17 protein-coding genes are annotated in these 17,306 nt (G+C 45.6%); 4 read left to right on the top strand and 13 right to left on the bottom strand.

Annotated features, from left to right (window positions below):
• Positions 1–55: 55 nt before the first annotated feature.
• Positions 56–940, bottom strand: a complete 885-nt coding sequence (locus OX890_RS00535; protein ID WP_126493067.1) for a DMT family transporter — start codon at positions 938–940, stop codon at positions 56–58.
• Between the two features lie 120 nt (positions 941–1,060).
• On the opposite strand from OX890_RS00535, the gene OX890_RS00540 reads away from it, so the two are divergent.
• A complete protein-coding gene (locus OX890_RS00540) occupies positions 1,061–1,933 on the top strand; it encodes a LysR substrate-binding domain-containing protein (RefSeq protein WP_006083533.1) in 873 nt (290 codons plus the stop codon).
• A 63-nt stretch (positions 1,934–1,996) separates the two neighbouring features.
• Here the strand turns inward: OX890_RS00540 and trpS are convergent, their stop codons facing one another.
• From trpS to rpe, 3 genes are all read right to left on the bottom strand, one after another.
• Positions 1,997–2,995 (bottom strand): tryptophan--tRNA ligase, encoded by a 999-nt coding sequence (gene trpS, locus OX890_RS00545; RefSeq protein WP_011848127.1) that lies wholly within the window; start codon positions 2,993–2,995, stop codon positions 1,997–1,999.
• 70 nt (positions 2,996–3,065) lie between these two features.
• On the bottom strand, positions 3,066–3,743 hold the full coding sequence (locus OX890_RS00550) for a phosphoglycolate phosphatase (RefSeq protein ID WP_126493069.1): 678 nt from the start codon (positions 3,741–3,743) through the stop codon (positions 3,066–3,068).
• Positions 3,744–3,745: 2 nt separating this feature from the next.
• Positions 3,746–4,420, bottom strand: a complete 675-nt coding sequence (rpe, locus tag OX890_RS00555; protein WP_006084504.1) for a ribulose-phosphate 3-epimerase — start codon at positions 4,418–4,420, stop codon at positions 3,746–3,748.
• Positions 4,421–4,976: 556 nt separating this feature from the next.
• On the opposite strand from rpe, the gene OX890_RS00560 reads away from it, so the two are divergent.
• Positions 4,977–5,342, top strand: coding sequence for a hypothetical protein (locus OX890_RS00560; RefSeq protein ID WP_071940652.1), 366 nt, complete (start codon positions 4,977–4,979; stop codon positions 5,340–5,342).
• Complete coding sequence (locus tag OX890_RS00565) at positions 5,342–5,527, top strand: DUF2970 domain-containing protein (protein ID WP_006084506.1); 186 nt, start codon at positions 5,342–5,344, stop codon at positions 5,525–5,527. Before OX890_RS00560 ends, OX890_RS00565 begins: the two co-directional genes overlap by 1 nt.
• Positions 5,528–5,545: 18 nt before the next feature.
• On the opposite strand, the gene OX890_RS00570 is transcribed toward OX890_RS00565, so the two are convergent.
• The 9 genes from OX890_RS00570 to OX890_RS00610 form a co-directional block, all read right to left on the bottom strand.
• A complete protein-coding gene (locus tag OX890_RS00570) occupies positions 5,546–6,385 on the bottom strand; it encodes a Dam family site-specific DNA-(adenine-N6)-methyltransferase (protein WP_012588791.1) in 840 nt (279 codons plus the stop codon).
• Between the two features lie 48 nt (positions 6,386–6,433).
• The gene (locus tag OX890_RS00575) at positions 6,434–7,882 is read right to left on the bottom strand and encodes an AAA family ATPase (RefSeq protein ID WP_126493071.1); all 1,449 of its coding nucleotides are present in this window, start codon (positions 7,880–7,882) and stop codon (positions 6,434–6,436) included.
• Positions 7,883–7,900: 18 nt separating this feature from the next.
• Positions 7,901–8,977 (bottom strand): 3-dehydroquinate synthase, encoded by a 1,077-nt coding sequence (gene aroB / locus OX890_RS00580; protein ID WP_268649916.1) that lies wholly within the window; start codon positions 8,975–8,977, stop codon positions 7,901–7,903.
• Positions 8,978–8,986: 9 nt separating this feature from the next.
• Positions 8,987–9,502 carry a shikimate kinase AroK gene (gene aroK, locus OX890_RS00585; RefSeq protein WP_006083542.1) on the bottom strand — a complete coding sequence of 172 codons (516 nt, stop codon included), beginning with the start codon at positions 9,500–9,502 and terminating at the stop codon, positions 8,987–8,989.
• Positions 9,503–9,718: 216 nt separating this feature from the next.
• Positions 9,719–11,770: a type IV pilus secretin PilQ gene (locus OX890_RS00590; protein WP_268649917.1), complete on the bottom strand. Its 2,052-nt coding sequence runs from the start codon at positions 11,768–11,770 to the stop codon at positions 9,719–9,721.
• Positions 11,771–11,791: 21 nt separating this feature from the next.
• Positions 11,792–12,307 (bottom strand): pilus assembly protein PilP, encoded by a 516-nt coding sequence (locus OX890_RS00595; RefSeq protein WP_006084511.1) that lies wholly within the window; start codon positions 12,305–12,307, stop codon positions 11,792–11,794.
• A complete protein-coding gene (locus OX890_RS00600) occupies positions 12,307–12,930 on the bottom strand; it encodes a type 4a pilus biogenesis protein PilO (protein ID WP_006083545.1) in 624 nt (207 codons plus the stop codon). The genes OX890_RS00595 and OX890_RS00600 overlap by 1 nt, the downstream gene beginning before the upstream one ends.
• Positions 12,927–13,511 carry a PilN domain-containing protein gene (locus tag OX890_RS00605; protein ID WP_006084512.1) on the bottom strand — a complete coding sequence of 195 codons (585 nt, stop codon included), beginning with the start codon at positions 13,509–13,511 and terminating at the stop codon, positions 12,927–12,929. Before OX890_RS00605 ends, OX890_RS00600 begins: the two co-directional genes overlap by 4 nt.
• Entirely contained in the window at positions 13,499–14,578 is a 1,080-nt protein-coding gene (locus tag OX890_RS00610) for a pilus assembly protein PilM (protein ID WP_012090485.1), read from the bottom strand. Before OX890_RS00610 ends, OX890_RS00605 begins: the two co-directional genes overlap by 13 nt.
• A gap of 188 nt (positions 14,579–14,766) precedes the next feature.
• Between OX890_RS00610 and OX890_RS00615 the strand changes: the two genes are divergently transcribed.
• Positions 14,767–17,301 carry a penicillin-binding protein 1A gene (locus OX890_RS00615; RefSeq protein ID WP_268649918.1) on the top strand — a complete coding sequence of 845 codons (2,535 nt, stop codon included), beginning with the start codon at positions 14,767–14,769 and terminating at the stop codon, positions 17,299–17,301.
• The last annotated feature ends 5 nt before the right edge of the window (positions 17,302–17,306 follow it).

Below are 17,306 nucleotides of genomic sequence, written 5' to 3' on the forward strand. Positions count from 1 at the left end.
GAAGTGAAGCCTAAGTCGCGAGTCAACTCGTACACTTAGGCTTAAACGCTCACCATTATTTCCCCGCTAGCGTATCCGCTATCTTAGGCGTCGATTTTGATAACAACGACCCTAGCCAAGGTAAAAACAACGAAGGCAACACAATCAAAGCGGCGCCAAGCCAGCTTAAATTATCCAACCATTCATCGAACAACAACCAGCCTAAAAAGACGATAAATAACAAGCCACTATATTCTGCAATCGCGATATCGCTCGCCTGTGCTTTACGGTAGGCCAGCACACAGAACCAGTGATATACAAGTAAGAATACGTTGCTCAGCAATGCCACGCCCACCAGCTCCCAACTCAAACCTTCAATTCCCTGAAACGCCGCAATCACTAACGTCGCCGGAATACCCAGCAAGTTATACAACATCAGCGTTAATACGGGATGTTCAGCATGGGGCACTTTTTTCAGCGCTAACTGATTCACCGCAAAGGTAAAAGCCGAAAATAGCACAGCAATGCCATACCAGTTCATTTCGCTCGGTCGCAGGATAATCAAAATACCGACAAAACCTAAGCCTGTGCAGATGGTCTGGGCGGCAGTGATCCGCTCTCTCAGGAAAAAATACCCCATCAAGATGATCATCAAAGGCGCCGAGTAAAATAATGAACTAACCGTCGCGAGTGGCAATGCCATCAAGCCAATAATTAAAAAAAGCGCGCCAACTGAGCCTATGTTGGCACGCCAAAGGTGAACTGAAACATGTGTTGTCATTGGCCGCTGTGAATACAGCCACACTGGCAACAGCATAAAGACTGAGGAGACTTGCCTGACAAGGAGGAAAGTCGAGGCATTTGCATCGTCCGGCAACCACTTGATCGACACATCATAGAAGGCACTGAATAGATTACCTACTATCAATAAAATCAAACCGATAACAACTGGGCGTTGCATTTTTTAACATCCATAAATCTCAATGGCGGCATGATAATCCTCGCAAAACTTAAGCTGAAATGATGCTTTCTCATGCTAGATGAATTAGATTCATACTAAAGCCTTTAGATATTGAAAATAATGAGAAAGCTCCCACCATTACGCGCTCTGCAAGTGTTCGAAGCCGCCGCCAGACAACAGCATTTTTCTAAGGCGGCCGATGAACTGTGCATCACCCAAAGTGCGGTTTCTCACCAAGTGCGGGTATTAGAAGAGTATTTTGGCGAGCAACTGTTCGACCGTCAGGGGCGTAAACTGCAGTTAACCCCAAAAGGACACGGACTATTTCTAGAGTTAGAGCGGATATTCAACGAGTTAAGTGATCTTAATTTGAAGGTTCGCGACACGCCCAATCAGCAGCTGTGCTTAGCTGTTTACAGTTCCTTCTCGGTGAAATGGTTGATCCCCAGACTCACCGATTTTCGCCGCCAATATCCGAGCGTGAAAATCCGCCTCGAAATGATCACCCAAGATCCTGATCTAAGCACTAGCACGGCGGATATCTTTATCGCAGGTAAACTGAATCAACGCGGCTATTGGCAACAGTTACTGCATAAAGAACGGTTAATCCCAGTGTGCAGCCCAAATTTCTACCTTAAATGGCGCGACATTAGCCTGAGCAATTTCCAGCAACAAGCCCTGCTGGTTGTCGATGAAGGCCCACTCGGACTCGACTGGCACAAATGGTCATCGGCACACCAGATCCCACTCGATAACGAACAACAGCATGTGTTTAGTCATATTGTGATGGCGATTGAGGCGGCGATTGCAGGCCAAGGCTTAGCCCTAGCGCCGGACTTTATGGTGGCTGGCGATATCACCACAGGGCGTTTAGTCGCCTTGAATCTTCCCGATGTGCATACCGGATTTGAATTTACTTTCTTTTGTAAGCAACGCCGTTTATCAGAACCTGCGATTGCCGCCTTCTCCTCTTGGCTAAAATCACAGGCCTAAGGTGAACAGACAGACACAAAAAAGCCGACGCTGACGTCGGCTTAATTTATCGATATCGATTGATTACACTAACAAACCAATCTTCTCGTACACTTTCTTCAATGTCACTTCGGCGCGCGCCTGCGCACTTTCAGCGCCAGCTTTCATCACTTGGTCTAAGTAAGCACGGTCGGCACGAATCGTGCGGTAACGCTCTTGCAGCGGCTCTAACATGCTCACAACCGCTTCGCCTGCTGCCCCTTTCAAATGGCCATACATCTTGCCTTCAAACTCGGCTTCTAGGCTTGCGATGCTTTGTCCCGTCACACCCGACATTAAACTCAGCAGGTTAGAAACGCCTGGCTTATTCTCCATATCGAAACGCACGACTGGCGGCTCATCACTGTCTGTCATAGCTTTTTTCAGCTTCTTCAGCACGGCTTTTGGATCTTCTAGCAGGCCGATGACGTTATTACGGTTCTCGTCTGACTTAGACATCTTCTTCAACGGCTCCTGCAGCGACATCACTTTCGCGCCATGTTCAGGAATAAACGGCTCAGGAATGGTGAAAGTATCGCCGTAGGCATTGTTGAAGCGAGTCGCGATATCACGAGTTAACTCAAGGTGTTGCTTCTGATCTTGACCAACTGGGATTTCGTTCGCTTGATAAATCAGAATATCCGCCGCCATCAGCACTGGGTAACCAAACAGACCCACGTTGATGTTGTTAGCATGCTTTTGTGACTTATCTTTAAACTGCGTCATGCGGCTCAACTCGCCCATTTGGGTGTAGCAGTTTAGTGCCCAACCTAATTGCGTATGTTGTGGTACCTGTGACTGGATAAACACTGTGCTCTTTTTAGGATCGACGCCACAGGCCAAATACAGGGCTAAGGTGTCTAAACAGGCTTCGCGCAACGCTTTAGGATCTTGACGCACGGTAATGGCATGCAAGTCGACCACACAATAGAGGCAGTCGTGGCTATCTTGCATCGCAACCCATTGACGCAATGCACCCATGTAGTTACCTATGGTTAATTCGCCGGACGGCTGTGCACCGCTGAGTACTATGGGTTTGGTCATTACGTCATTGCTCCACTATCTATATATAAAAAGACTATAAAAAATCGACTAAAGAACGGGTAAACACGCATTACTTAGTAGGTTTTACCCAGTTCAAAATCTCACTAAATTGCTCACATACGGCATCTGGGCCACTGAGCCCAATATCTTCACCGTAGTTGTAGCCGTAGGTCAAGCCGATTGACGCTATCCCAGCCGCTTTCGCCGCTAAAATGTCGTTTTTAGAGTCGCCGACCATCAATAACGCCTCTTTATCCAATTGCCACTCATGTAATAAGTGCTGCAGCGGCAAAGGATCGGGCTTCATCTTAGCGAGAGTGTCGCCACCTAACACTAAGCTGAAAAAGTCATTAATCCCAAAGGCATTGAGTAATGGAAAGGTAAAACGATAGGGTTTATTGGTGACAACGGCGAGCTTAAAACCTGCATCGAACAAGGTTTGTAGTACTTGATGCACGTCGCTATACAGCGCACTGTGCTTCTCAAGATTCTCTTGATAGTGATGCATAAAAATCGGCATGGCCGCATCAAGCGCGGTTTGCTCAACATCCGATCCCAAGGCATGGGTCATGGCGCGGCGCATCAACATCTCGGCGCCGTTACCGACCCAAGTACGCACTTGCGCCTCTGAGCAGCTCTTCAAACCTAACTCGGCTAAGGCTTCCTGCGTGGCAACGGTTAGGTCAGGCACACTGTCGATCAGCGTGCCATCAAGATCAAACGCTATCGCTTTAATCTTATCCCACATACCTATGCCCCAACTTTAGCAAGTTCGGCACGCATCTCATCAACAACGGTTTTGTAATCTGGCTTGCCGAAAATGGCAGAACCCGCAACAAACATGTCGGCACCGGCGGCCGCGATTTCGGCAATATTGTCAACCTTAACGCCGCCATCCACTTCTAAGCGAATATCAAAACCACTGGCATCGATACGCGCACGCACTTGACGCAGCTTATCTAAGGTCGATGGGATAAAGGATTGACCACCAAAACCAGGATTCACTGACATCAATAGGATCACGTCGAGTTTATCCATCACATGGTCAAGATAATGCAGTGGTGTCGCAGGATTAAACACGAGACCCGCCTTACAACCGCACTCTTTGATGAGCTGAAGAGTGCGATCGACGTGCTCAGAGGCTTCAGGGTGGAAAGTAATAATAGACGCGCCCGCTTTAGCAAAATCAGGCACGATGCGGTCAACTGGCTTGACCATCAAATGCACATCAATATCGGCGGTAATACCGTAGTTACGCAGCGCTTGGCACACCATGGGGCCAATCGTTAAGTTAGGAACATAGTGATTATCCATCACATCAAAATGCACTACGTCGGTCCCCGCATCTAACACGGCTTTTACATCATCGCCCAAACGGGCAAAATCGGCAGATAAAATCGATGGAGCAATCAAGAATGGACGCATAAAACACTCGCTGCTATTTGGATAAAAAGTGCCTTATTTTACCCTGAGCCAAGCTAAGCCTCTATAGCTAAAGCCACATTTCTGGCAATTGATACGCGATGTAGCAGTCAGCAAAGCAACACATTCAGCAACTATCGTAGTCAATAGGGGTCTAGATAAAACCAATCGTATTAAATATCTGTTCATTCAGCGGGAGTTCAACGCGATTTAGACAAGGCGAAGGCTTGAAGGCATAGTGGTGCTCTGTCTAAAGCCTTGAACGAAGTATAAAGCGCGTTGCCATGCCGTTAACATCAGCCGCCCTTCGGGAGCCTCACAGGCATCCCACTCCCGTGTTGCATTGACTTAAAAGGGAATAACCATTTCTGCGTCAATGCGCCTTGGATTGAGATGCCTGTGAGGCTCTGAACTGATTAGATATTTAATGTGATTGGTATAATATGAAATCTGCTAACATTTACGCGCATTTTGGCGGCAATTGATAAATTTTTGTTCATAAACTAGGCGAGTTTGTTATACTCGAGGCGCAATGCTGGTTCATTTCAAAGGAAGCGTTATGAAGGGGCGGTTTAGTTTGTTTTCACACTATGTTAGGTCGGTGACATTTAAGTCATCTATGATGTTGGCATTCACTGCAGTTGTCGTGGCCACGTTAGCCTTTGGCGTTGAAAAACTCACGGAAAATACCGAAACAGCTTCTTGCGCTTGTAGCAGTGATACCCGTTACAATAGTGCTTTACCTAGTAGTCATCCTAATAATCGCTGCGCCGATCAAGCACAAACCCTAAGCTGGAAAACGTGGCTCACAGGTAAAAACCGTTCGAGTCAGTTCCACTTTGTCGATCTGCTTGAGCTATTACACGGTCATCAAGATAAGCCTATGGATGATCTCAAACCCACTACATCGCATCTCGCCTATTAATGCTTAGCCGTATCTGGCAAGTATTCCACAGTACCGTCGCCGCCTTTTTCGGGGTACAAACTGACGAAAATCGTAAAAAAGACTTCCAAACTAGCTCGCCATTACCTTATATCGCAATGGGAATCGTGTTGGCAGTCATCTTAGTGGCAAGCCTGATGTTTCTCGTAGGACAAGTGCTTAGCTGAACGTAGGCTATGTCAAACCTAGTCATCCTTTGGATCGTAATTTTCATCATATAACGCCATCAACTCATCCACTTTGTTACGACCACTGCCATTTTGGCTAATGTTACGTTGCACTTGGATTTTCGCTAAGTGAGCGCCGCGGTATAACTCGCGAGTCAATGGAATATCGTGATTACTGATCAACACTGGAATACCGCGTTCTAGTGCTGTATGGCGCGAATGACGGGCCAGCAGCGCTTGGTCGTCTAGACTAAAGCCCGCACCGACATACGTAGTGAAACTGGATGTGGTAGATAATGGCGCATAAGGAGGATCGCAGTAAACCACATCGCCGCTACGTGTCTGCTCAAAGGCTTTTTCGTAGCCTATGCATTTAAACTCGGCACGTTGCGCTTTTTCAGAAAAGGCCCAAATTTCCTTTTCGGGGAAATACGGCTTTTTATAGGAACCAAAGGGCACATTGAAGCCGCCTTTACGGTTATAACGGCATAAGCCATTAAAACCATGACGGTTTAGATAGAGGAAATACACGGAACGTTGGAAAGGGTCGCGACATTTATTAAAGTCGGTCCGCACCTGATAGTAAGCGTCTTTTTGATTCATCTCATCAACAAACATTGCCTTAGCCGCGGCAATGTAAGCTTCTGGTTGATGCTTCACAATCTGGTATAACTCAATCAAGTCCTGATTAATGTCACAGAGCAGGTAGCTAGGATAATCCGTATTTAAGAAAACGGATCCTGCACCCACGAATGGCTCGACCAAACGGTCTCCAGTGGGTAAATAACTGGCCAAATCATCCACCAATTTAAATTTACCGCCAGCCCACTTAAGGAAGGCTCTGTGTTTTTTTATCATTTAACTTGATGAATGCCGACAAAAATAAAGGCCATGATTGTACTCTGTTTATTCTGAAATTTCACGATTTGGCAGACTTTCTTCTAGTTGATAATCTTTTAAATCCGCCCACTTTCTTACCCAAGGCTGCTCGAAACGATACTCTTTAACCAATTGTGCCGCCGCATTCGAAGCTGACTTGCTACTACCGTAGTTGCCAACGAGGACAACCCAACGCTGCTTATGTTGTGCAACGCGAACGCCCTCAAGATGCTCAATACTCTTTAATGTTGCACGCAGGGTATCCAACTGAGCAACACTGGCAATCTGTATTGTGTAACCTTTGAGCGGCTTTTGCGTATCCAAGCCCGCTTTAGCTACCGGCTTATCAACCTTTGCAGCATCAATGGTTGCGGGTTGAGTCTGAGCCGATTTAGCTTGTGGTTCAGTATCCTCAGGCGGCTTATCCTCACCAAAAGACTTGCTACTCACTTCACCCACACTCACGAAGGCAGCATCGTCAGGCATGGGATGTGGCGCTTCACCGTGGAATTCACTTAAGGGATCGACGGCTTGTTCATTTTTGGCTTCTGCCGTCTCGATTTCAATCACTTTCGCAGTCTCCGCGGCGAGCTTCAGCTGCTCAGCGCGCAGCGTAAAATAGGGCGTTAAGACTTTTTCCCCGTAGGACAAAAAGACGGGTGAATCTATCGATGGATAAGTCACGACCTCTGGAGCTTGCTCCTCAGAAAAAGGCTGAGTAACGCCAAGCCAAATACCTAAGGCGAGTAACATACTCACAGCCGTCACCATCACGGCTTTATACTTCATCCAAGAAGATGTTTTCTCTGGCGTGCTATGCAAGGCTTTATCTAACAGATTGACCACTTCCTGCGGCGTACCGGTTTGCTTCTCAAGCTGACTGCGCACAATTTCCCTTGGCGTAAAAGGATTTTGCTCGCTGTATCTCAGTAAAGTTTGATATAAGGCCTCACGCTCAGGCATGGTTAACGGCTCAATACTGATAGGCAATATCTGCCGCCGTAACTGCTCCGGTAATTGTGGAAGTAGATCTGCTAAAAATGCCGGTGGAACAGTGAGTGTGACGGCAATATTCTTACCCGCACACTGAATTTGATTGAGAATAATGCACTCAGCCCATAATGCCTTAGGCAATAAATGCGCATCATCGATAATGATATGTAAAGGTTTAGTTTGCGTGCTAGCAAGCCGCAACAGGGTATCGGCGAGGGGAATATCGTCGTCAAAAATCGGGGATGAAATTAACTGAACCAAAATTTTACGGCGGATTTCAGCGTTATCGGCATGCATAGGGCAAATCACAAATGCTGCATTTGACTCGTCAAAATCGGTCGCTAATCCGGTCACTAAGGTGGTTTTGCCTGAACCGCTGACACCAGAAAGCACCAGTAGCTGATCGCTATAACTGGCAACATGATGCATTCTTTGTATGAGGGCTTCCTGAGAAGGAAGCAAGACAGAACCTTGAAACGTCACTCGCCCACCACACAGTGTTTATGCGCAGCGAATAACCTGTTCAAGGGTAGATTCTGTAACTTGACTAAACACATCCGCGCGGCCTATTGCCGTTGGGAGCACCAGTCGAATCTGACCGCCTAAAACTTTTTTATCGCGTCGCATATGTTGAATGAAACTGTCGAAATCCATAGATTCCGGCGCACTCACTGGAAGATCAAAAGCTTGTAGTAACTGTATGATACGACAAACTATTGACTCATCGATAAGCCCCAGTGCCTTAGCTGTTTGAGCAGCAAGGACTGTGCCAGCTGACACGGCTTCACCATGCAACCAATTACCGTAGCCCATTTCGGCTTCAATCGCATGACCAAAGGTATGACCTAGATTCAATAAAGCACGTACACCCTGCTCAGTTTCGTCTTGGCTAACCACATCAGCCTTAATCTCACAGCAACGGGAGATAGCATAAACCAATGCTTGGGCATCTAAGGTTTTTAGTGCCGTTACATTATCTTCAAGCCATTGAAAAAAATCAGCATCCCACATGATGCCATACTTGATGACTTCCGCCATTCCCGCCGCAAACTCGCGCGCTGGAAGCGTATGTAAACATAAAGTATCGATAAGCACGATTTGTGGCTGATAAAAGGCCCCAATCATGTTTTTACCAAAAGGATGGTTAACAGCCGTTTTACCGCCGACGGAAGAATCCACCTGCGACAATAGGGTTGTCGGAATTTGAATAAAATCGATCCCACGTTGATAACATGCCGCGGCAAAGCCCGTCATATCACCAATTACGCCGCCACCCAAAGCCACCAGCACAGAATCTCGACCATAGTTTTGCTGCAGCAATGCAGTAAAAATAGTATCTAGATGCGCTAAGTCTTTGAATTGTTCGCCATCGGGGAGGATAACACTCTCTACCTCACCAAACGAAGCCATCGTCTCTTGTATCTGTTTAAGATACAAAGGCGCGACAGTTTCATTGGTGACGATAAGAATACGTTTTTTAAGCAGGTAGCGAGACAAGGTCTCGCCATCACTCATCAAATTCTGGCCAATGTAAATGGGATAACTACGTACACCTAAATTAACCTGAATTTGCTTCATAAATTCTGCCTAAAAACCTAATTGCTCAATGATCTGATTGGCGACAATCTTTGCGCTTTGATCATCGGTTTTGACAATCACATCGGCAATTTCTTCGTACAATGGATTACGGATCTCTGCAAGATTCTCCAACACTTCTCGAGGATCATCCACTTGCAATAATGGGCGTCGCTTGTCTCTTTGAGTACGAGCGACCTGTTTGTCGATAGTGGTTTCCAGATAAACCACAATGCCACGAGCAGACAGATGATTACGGATATCTTTGCTTTGTACTGAACCACCACCGGTGGCAAGGACGATACCTTGTTTTTCAGACAAATCAGCAATAACCTGAGCTTCACGACGACGGAAGCCTTCTTCACCTTCGACGTCAAACACCCAAGCAATATCAGCGCCTGTGCGTTGCTCAATCTCTTGATCTGAATCGTGGAATTCTAAATGCAGCATTTGCGCCAGATGGCGACCAATTGTGCTTTTACCTGCGCCCATAGGGCCTACCAGAAAAATATTACGTTTTTCAGCCATTTCTTGTACGTCTGAATCTTATTGAAAAGTATGCCTATATCGACTCAAAATCAAGCCGACCTATATGTTACCTTGCTCTTATGAGACTTGACCGAGGATTATCTCAGCTTAGGGTCTACTATGGCAAGCCATGTGCGCTATTTATGCAAAGAATTGTATAACAGTAATAATAAAGCCAGCAATCTCTGCTGGCTTTAGTCGATACATAGCAAGTGCTTAGATCTTCTCACCGACTATTTTGGGGGTGACGAAAATAAGTAGCTCTTGACGCTCATTTTTGTCTGATGTGTTCCTAAACAGGAAACCTACCAAGGGAATATCACCTAGAATTGGCACTTTACTCACACGGCTAATCAGATTTTGTTGATAAATACCACCAAGCACTATGGTTTCGCCGTTATTAACGAGCACTTGGGTGCCGATGCGTTGAGTATCGATGGCAACTGCGGGACCCGTTGGAGTATCAACGGTTTTACCCTGAGAATCTTGAGTGATTTCTAAATCTAAAATGACTCGGTTATCAGGCGTAATTTGGGGTGTAACCCGTAGAGACAACACCGCCTTCTTAAACGTGACTGACGTTGCACCACTCGAAGTCGACTGCACATAAGGGATCTCGACACCTTGCTCAATATAAGCCGCCTTTTGGTTAGAGGTGGTAATACGAGGGCTAGCGATGATTTCACCTTTGTTTTCTTGCTCTAGCGCACTTAATTCCAAATCAAGAATGGTACCGTCCGCCAATTTAGCGACATGGAAGGCAATACTCGCTGGATTGGTGGCTGCCGCGGGTAAGTTAACGTTCAAACGCTGATCGGGAGTAGGAATAATCCCATTGGCAATACTCTGTGCACCTTCTAATGTGCCTGAGGTTCCCTTACTACCCTGCTGATCTGTGACGCCCCAACGAATACCTAAGTCTTCGGAGACATCGTCTTTCACTGTCACCATACGTGACTCGATCAACACTTGGCGGATGGGGATATCGAGCACTTCGACTAAACGGTGAATGTTCTCAATCGTTTCAGCCGTATCTTTCACTAACACTGTGTTAGTACGTTCATCGACCGCGACTGAACCGCGTGGTGAAAGTAAGCTTGAATCCGCGCTTTTCAATAACTCAGCAATATCGACCGCTTTAGCGTAGTTAATTTGTAAGTACTCAGAATAGAGCGGTGCTAACTCTTTAACCTCTTGTTTGTTTTTGAGGTTCTGGCTTTCACGAATTGCCAGTTCTTCGCTCGGCGCCACCATTAAGATGTTACCTTCGATACGCTTATCTAATCCTTTGGTTTGCAGAATTAATTCTAAAGCTTGATCCCAAGGCACATCGTCCAATCTTAAGGTGATATTGCCTTCCACAGTATCGCTGGTGACTAAGTTAAAGTTATTATAGTCGGCGATGATCTGCAACACAGTGCGCACTGGGATATTTTGGAAGTTAAGCGACAAAGTCCGGCCATTGTATTTTTTAACATCTTTCTTGGCGGCGGCCCTCTCGACTTTATTCATTGAGAGTCTAAAGAGGTTATCTTCTTGCTTGTAAGTGAATTCATACTCACCCGTAATATCGACGACAATACGCGCCGTTAAATCTTCTTTAAATGTCTCGAAGCTTTTTACTGGCGTGGAGAAATCTTTCACATCCATAACATACAGAAGATCGTTATTAATATCTGTGTTATATAACTTCACTTCGAGCTTAGCGCCCACTTGCTCGACATTAGCCGCAACCGAGCGATTATTTAGATAGACTAATAGCTCACCGCCACCATTATCATTACGACGAAAATCGATATTTTTAATGCTATTAACGAAAGGGTTTTCAGCTTGGGCTTGAGTACCCGCCACTTCATCGTTGATTGTTAATCGATATGAATTGCCCATGACAGAACCTTGGTAAGGTTTCACTTTGGACATACCTAAGATGACTTTAAGACGAGTATCTTGCTGCTCAGTGGTGATGTCTGTCACCCCAACCTGATTAATAGGTAAACGATCCTTAGATAAACCTGAGATAGTGTTATCGAAGGTCAGCACTAGCTCTGCGGGCGAGGCATTTGAATCTATTGAAGGCGGAGCGACCGCCTCTTCAAAGACCAGCTCGAGCTCCAATTGATGATCAACCAAAGCATGGTATTTAACATCCATTAATCGATTTGCCGCAAAACTCGATGGCAAAATTCCAAATACCAGTGCGATCCCTATAACAGACTTGATTAAGCCTGAAGAAATTAACGGGACTTTTATCGCGGCAGAAGATTTCATTATTCCCTCATCCTTCGCTCGTTATTCTCCAGAAAGTTCTAAATTGCTTGTCCTTTCGGACCAACAACCAGAACCATCTGGAATTAATTCTACTACTTCGACATTTTGTGAAGTAACTTTAGAAATGCGTCCATTAAACAGACCTAAATACTCACCAGCTCCCATCCGATACACACTGCCGTCATTTGTTTCAACTAATGCCCAAGTCGTATCAGCTTCACTTAAGGTGCCGCGCATTTTTAAATTATCTAAAGGATAAGTTTCTAACCGCCCTTTTCGACGCTTTAAATCCGGTTGTAAACAATCCTTGCTGGTATCGACAACCTCTTCCGTTAATTCACGCGAAGGAGGTACAAAAGGGCTACGCATTAACTCAGCTTGATAGGCGAAGTGCTCAAATCTCGGCGGCTCTTTCAAGGGCGGGATATGAGCAACATGTTGCGCTTTGGTTGTAGTAACAAATAGCTCTAAATCACTGCGATCGCCAACGCAACCCGTTAAAAAAATACACATAACCACTAGAGGTAAGAATTTCATTATTTCTTCCCCTTCTTAGCAGGCTTTTCAGGCGGTAATTCAGCCCCCTCTTTAAAGCGATAGGTCTTGGCTAAAATGTCCATTGCTAAGTTGCCAGCATCATCGCGCTTAATGGTAAAATCATGAAGGCTGACAATACGTGGCAGTTTTGCTACGCCACTCACCATATTACCTAGCTGATGATAATCGCCCGTCACGGACATTTTGATGGGAAACTCAATATAGAAATCCCGCTGAATTTCCGGCTCCCAATCTAAGCTCTTTATTCGAAGTCCTGCATCAGTCGCGACGAAGGTTAAATCGTCTAGCAAACCAGGCATTTCATTCTCAGAGGGTAGCATCTTCAGTAACTCGGCGAATTGCACTTCCATCGTTGCTAGCTGCTCACGATAGAGTTTTAAATTTGCGGCAAGTTGATACTTATTCTTAAAGTCATCTCTGAGTTGTAATTCCCTATCTTGCTCTGCGGTATAAGTATCAACCGAATCTGAAACGACTAAGAAATAACCCGCAGCAAAAACACAAAGTGCTAATAGGATCGCGAAAAAACTTTTAACTTGGTTAGGCCAACCACCAATATTTTCAAAGTCGATATCATTAAACTGACTTAGATCGAGTTTCATTTACTCGCTCCTTTTGTCATTTTCTCAGGCTCACCTACATTCGCGCCTTTAATCGTGACTCTTAAACTGAATCGCTGTAATTGCCGTAATTCTTCATTTTGGGTCACGATCGATTGCATATTCGGATCGGTTAGCCATTCAGAGGTTTTTACCTTACGCATCATATTAGCAACGTTATTATTTGATTCGCTACGCCCTTCTATCAGTAACAAACTGCCCTTTTTCTCTAAGCTAGAAAGGTATATTCCAGGGGGCACTATTCGCACTAGCTCATCTAACACATGAGTAGGTAAATTACGGGATTGTTGTAAATTCAGAATAATTTCGGTGCGACGCTCAATGTCTTTCTTACGCTCGGTAATTTTCTTAATCTCAGAAATTTGTGTTTCGAGCAGGCTAATTTCCGATTGCAAATAACTATTACGCGCTTTCTGCTCATCAGTCATAACGTCCAATAGAGATACTGCCACATAGACTAAAATCGCCGACGCTAAAAATACCGCAGCTAAAATACCAATATAATCGCGCTTTTGTTTTTCTCTCGCCTCTTCTCGCCAAGGGAGTAGGTTTATGTTCGCCATTGACCGTAACTCCTCAATGCTAAGCCACAAGCAACCATATATTTGCTGATTGTGGGTTGCAGCGCACTTTTAACCGACTCATCGGCATGCAAACACCCTTGAAAAGGATCAGCGATGATAGTGTGAACACCCAATTCATTCGTCAGTAAATTAACCATACCTTCTAATTTAGATGTCCCACCACATAATACGAGATAGTCGACTTTATCTTTACCGCTCGAAGTACAATAGATTTGTAGCGTACGTTTTATTTGTTGTAATAGCTGAGTTTGGAAAGGTGACAAGACTTCAAACATATAATTTCGTGGTAGGTCGCCTTCAACTTTTGCTTTCTCAGCTTGATCGTAGGACATGCCATAGAAAGATAAAATTGACTGAGTAAATTGCTCACCACCGAAGGCTTGCTCGCGAATAAAAGTCGTCTCACCCGCTTCAACTACAGAGAAAGTGGTCATATTCGCGCCGATATCAACCATAGCGACGGCCTTATGTTTCGCCCCTTCGGGTAGTTGTGCCAGAATCAATTCGGCGGCGCGGCCTAAAGCATAACCCTCGACATCAACAACTTTGGCCTCAAGCTCTACGCTATCGAGCGCATCGACTCTGACATCAATGTTGTCAGTACGGCATGCGCTCAACAACACATCTACCTTGGTTGGATCTGTACTATTTACGCTGAGGGTTTCAAAATCTATGCTGACTTCATCGAGTGAATACGGAATAAGGTTGTCGGCTTCAATTTCTATCTGCGCCTCCATTTCTTCCTCGCTCAGCGAAGCATCCATGTAGATCACTTTGGTCATCACAGCAGAGCCTGAAACACAAACCGCCGCATATTTAACCGATTTAGGTAAATTGCGTTTTATTTGCCTAAGGCATTCGACAACGGCATCTGCATCACGAATATCATGATCGTTAACGGCCCCCTTTTTAATGGGTACCGCCGCATGACTCAATATCTTGTATCCATCAGCAGTCTTGCTCAACAAAATGGCCTTAACTTCATGGGAACCTATGTCAATTCCCACCATCTGCGGAGCCTGACGCTTCCATAAATTTGAAAGCATATCCATTGTCACTTTTTTATTTATATTTCAGTAAAAGAGATTAGCACAAAATCAACTTGTTATACTTACTTGTATCGAATGTTTCATCATTTTACAAACGCTATTTTAAGCTTCTCACGTTTTTACTTCACCAAGAGGTGTACGCCTTATATACTGTCGCACTTAACGGAACATTAGGATAAATTTTGGTGAAGTGGTTAAAACGTATTGTTATAGCACTATTCAGTCTAGCCCTTTTGGGAGTAGGCGCCATTGTGGCAGCATACTTTTATGTTTTGCCGGATTTGCCGGATGTTTCAACACTAAAAAATGTGCAACTTCAAACACCTTTACGCATCTACAGCAGTGACGGCAAACTTATTTCACAATTTGGTGAGAAACGTCGCATTCCATTGAAGTTAGACGAAGTGCCAAAACCCCTACTTCAAGCGTTTATCGCAACTGAAGATGCGCGTTTTTACGAGCATGGTGGTATAGATCCTGTAGGTGTACTTCGCGCCGCATTAGTGATGTTGACCACAGGTGAGAAAAAGCAAGGTGCCAGTACCATTACCATGCAGGTTGCGCGTAACTTCTTCTTAACCCGCGATAAAACCATTATTCGTAAAGTGAAGGAGATTTTTATCTCCTATCACATTGAAGAATTACTCACCAAAGACGAGATTTTAGAACTCTATGTGAACCGCATTTACTTAGGCCAACGCGCCTATGGTGTTGGTGCCGCTGCACAAGTTTATTTCGGTAAAGATGTTAAAGACCTTACACTCTCAGAAATGAGTATGATCGCGGGCTTACCCAAAGCGCCTTCGACACTCAACCCTGTGACCTCACCTTCTCGTGCCGTCGCTCGCCGTAATGTCGTCCTCATGCGGATGAATGAAGTAGGTTACATCAGCCAAGCCGAATACCAAGCCGCACTACAAGAACCGCTGGTCGCTAAATACCACGGCGCCGAAATTGATCTCTATGCGCCGTATATTTCTGAAATGGCAAGAGATTATATGGTGCAAAAGTACGGCGAAGAAGAAGCTTATACCAATGGCTACAATGTCTACACAACCATTTCATCGGATATACAACTGAAAGCTCAGCAAGCATTACGTAATAACGTTTATGCCTATGATGAGCGTCATGGCTACCGTGGTCCTGCCGCCGTACTGTGGACAGACGAAAAACCAGATCAAGCCCAAATCAAGGCTGAACTGTCCAAGGTGGCTTCGATTCAAGAACTGCAACCCGCAGCCGTCATCAGCGTTGCAGATCAACAAGCCAGCGTCATGACCGCCAAGGGCGAGACTAAAGTCATTACTTGGGATGGTTTGAAGTGGGCGCGTAAATTTATTACCGATAAGCGTCAAGGCAGTGTACCTAAGTCAGCTTCTGACATGCTCAAGGTTGGTGAGCGTATTTGGATCCGTGATAACGGCCAATATTTGCAGTTATCGCAAGTACCAGAAGTTGCCAGCGCGACTGTGTCACTCAACCCACAAAATGGTGCGATTCGTTCTTTAGTCGGCGGATATAGCTTTAGCCAAAGCCAATACAACCGCGTCACTCAAGCAAAACGCCAATTAGGTTCGAACATCAAACCTTTCATCTATGCTGGCGCATTAGAGAAAGGCTTTACCTTAGCGACTCTCATCAACAATGCACCGATCAATAAACCCGATATCAGCCAAGGCACCGCATGGCGCCCTAAAAACTCGCCTGATATCTATGGCGGCCCAACCCGTTTACGTGTGGGCTTAGCGCAATCAATCAACGTGATGTCTGTGCGTGCAATGCGCCATGTTGGACTCGATGCGACCATTGCAGAATTGATTAAATTTGGTTTCGACCCTAGTGACTTACCGCGTAACGAGTCGATTGCATTAGGTTCGTCTTCAGTAACGCCATTACAAGTGGTCACGGCATTTAACGTGTTTGCTAACGGTGGTTTCTTACTCGAACCTTTCTACATCGATCGCGTCGAAGATGCCTACGGTAATGTGATTGAGAAAGCGAATCCAACATTGGCCTGTAAGCCTAGCCAAAGTCTTAGCCAACCAGTTACACCGAGCGATCCTATGGCGTTCAGTGTTAGTGGAGACTCTAGTGCTGAACCGAGTGCACCTGTTGCCCAGTGTTTCGAGCAAACGGGTCGCTTTGCACCACAGATCATTTCAGAGCAAACGGCATTCCTCATCACCGAAGCGTTAAAGAGCGTGATCTGGGGTGGCGGTGATTGGAGTCACGGTACTGGCTGGCAAGGTACGGCTTGGCGTGCTGCAAGATTAATTAAACGCCATGATATTGCAGGTAAAACAGGGACAACCAACGAATCTCGCGATACGTGGTTCAGTGGATTTAGCCCTGTGCTCACCAGTACGTTCTGGGTCGGCTTCGACGATCACGGTCGACAACTGGGCAGAACTGCATGGAATGCCAGCGCAGAGAAAGATCAGATAACCGGCGCCGAGGCCGGCGCGAAAACGGCAGGTCCGGGTTGGAACGAGTTTATGAACAGTGTCTTACAAGGCACACCTGAAACCACATCGATTCCACCAGAAGGCATTGTCTCGGTACGGATCGATTTAGCAACGGGTAAACTCACGCGTAAAACCGACTATACCAGTGCGTTCGAATACTTCATCTCGGGCACTGAGCCGAAGGAATACATCAGCGAAACTCAGGATGAGAACAACATCTTCATCGATGCGCCAACTGACGATCTATTCCAATAAACGAC

It is taken from the genome of Shewanella sp. DAU305, assembly GCF_026802235.1.
Taxonomy (GTDB): Bacteria; Pseudomonadota; Gammaproteobacteria; order Enterobacterales; family Shewanellaceae; genus Shewanella; species Shewanella baltica.

Coding starts and splice junctions, on each gene's coding strand:
- OX890_RS00535 (WP_126493067.1), bottom strand. CDS start 940: ATGCAACGCCCAGTTGTTATCGGTTTGATTTTATTGATAGTAGGTAAT.
- OX890_RS00540 (WP_006083533.1), top strand. CDS start 1,061: ATGAGAAAGCTCCCACCATTACGCGCTCTGCAAGTGTTCGAAGCCGCC.
- trpS (WP_011848127.1), bottom strand. CDS start 2,995: ATGACCAAACCCATAGTACTCAGCGGTGCACAGCCGTCCGGCGAATTA.
- OX890_RS00550 (WP_126493069.1), bottom strand. CDS start 3,743: ATGTGGGATAAGATTAAAGCGATAGCGTTTGATCTTGATGGCACGCTG.
- rpe (WP_006084504.1), bottom strand. CDS start 4,420: ATGCGTCCATTCTTGATTGCTCCATCGATTTTATCTGCCGATTTTGCC.
- OX890_RS00560 (WP_071940652.1), top strand. CDS start 4,977: ATGAAGGGGCGGTTTAGTTTGTTTTCACACTATGTTAGGTCGGTGACA.
- OX890_RS00565 (WP_006084506.1), top strand. CDS start 5,342: ATGCTTAGCCGTATCTGGCAAGTATTCCACAGTACCGTCGCCGCCTTT.
- OX890_RS00570 (WP_012588791.1), bottom strand. CDS start 6,385: ATGATAAAAAAACACAGAGCCTTCCTTAAGTGGGCTGGCGGTAAATTT.
- aroB (WP_268649916.1), bottom strand. CDS start 8,977: ATGAAGCAAATTCAGGTTAATTTAGGTGTACGTAGTTATCCCATTTAC.
- aroK (WP_006083542.1), bottom strand. CDS start 9,502: ATGGCTGAAAAACGTAATATTTTTCTGGTAGGCCCTATGGGCGCAGGT.
- OX890_RS00590 (WP_268649917.1), bottom strand. CDS start 11,770: ATGAAATCTTCTGCCGCGATAAAAGTCCCGTTAATTTCTTCAGGCTTA.
- OX890_RS00595 (WP_006084511.1), bottom strand. CDS start 12,307: ATGAAATTCTTACCTCTAGTGGTTATGTGTATTTTTTTAACGGGTTGC.
- OX890_RS00600 (WP_006083545.1), bottom strand. CDS start 12,930: ATGAAACTCGATCTAAGTCAGTTTAATGATATCGACTTTGAAAATATT.
- OX890_RS00605 (WP_006084512.1), bottom strand. CDS start 13,511: ATGGCGAACATAAACCTACTCCCTTGGCGAGAAGAGGCGAGAGAAAAA.
- OX890_RS00610 (WP_012090485.1), bottom strand. CDS start 14,578: ATGCTTTCAAATTTATGGAAGCGTCAGGCTCCGCAGATGGTGGGAATT.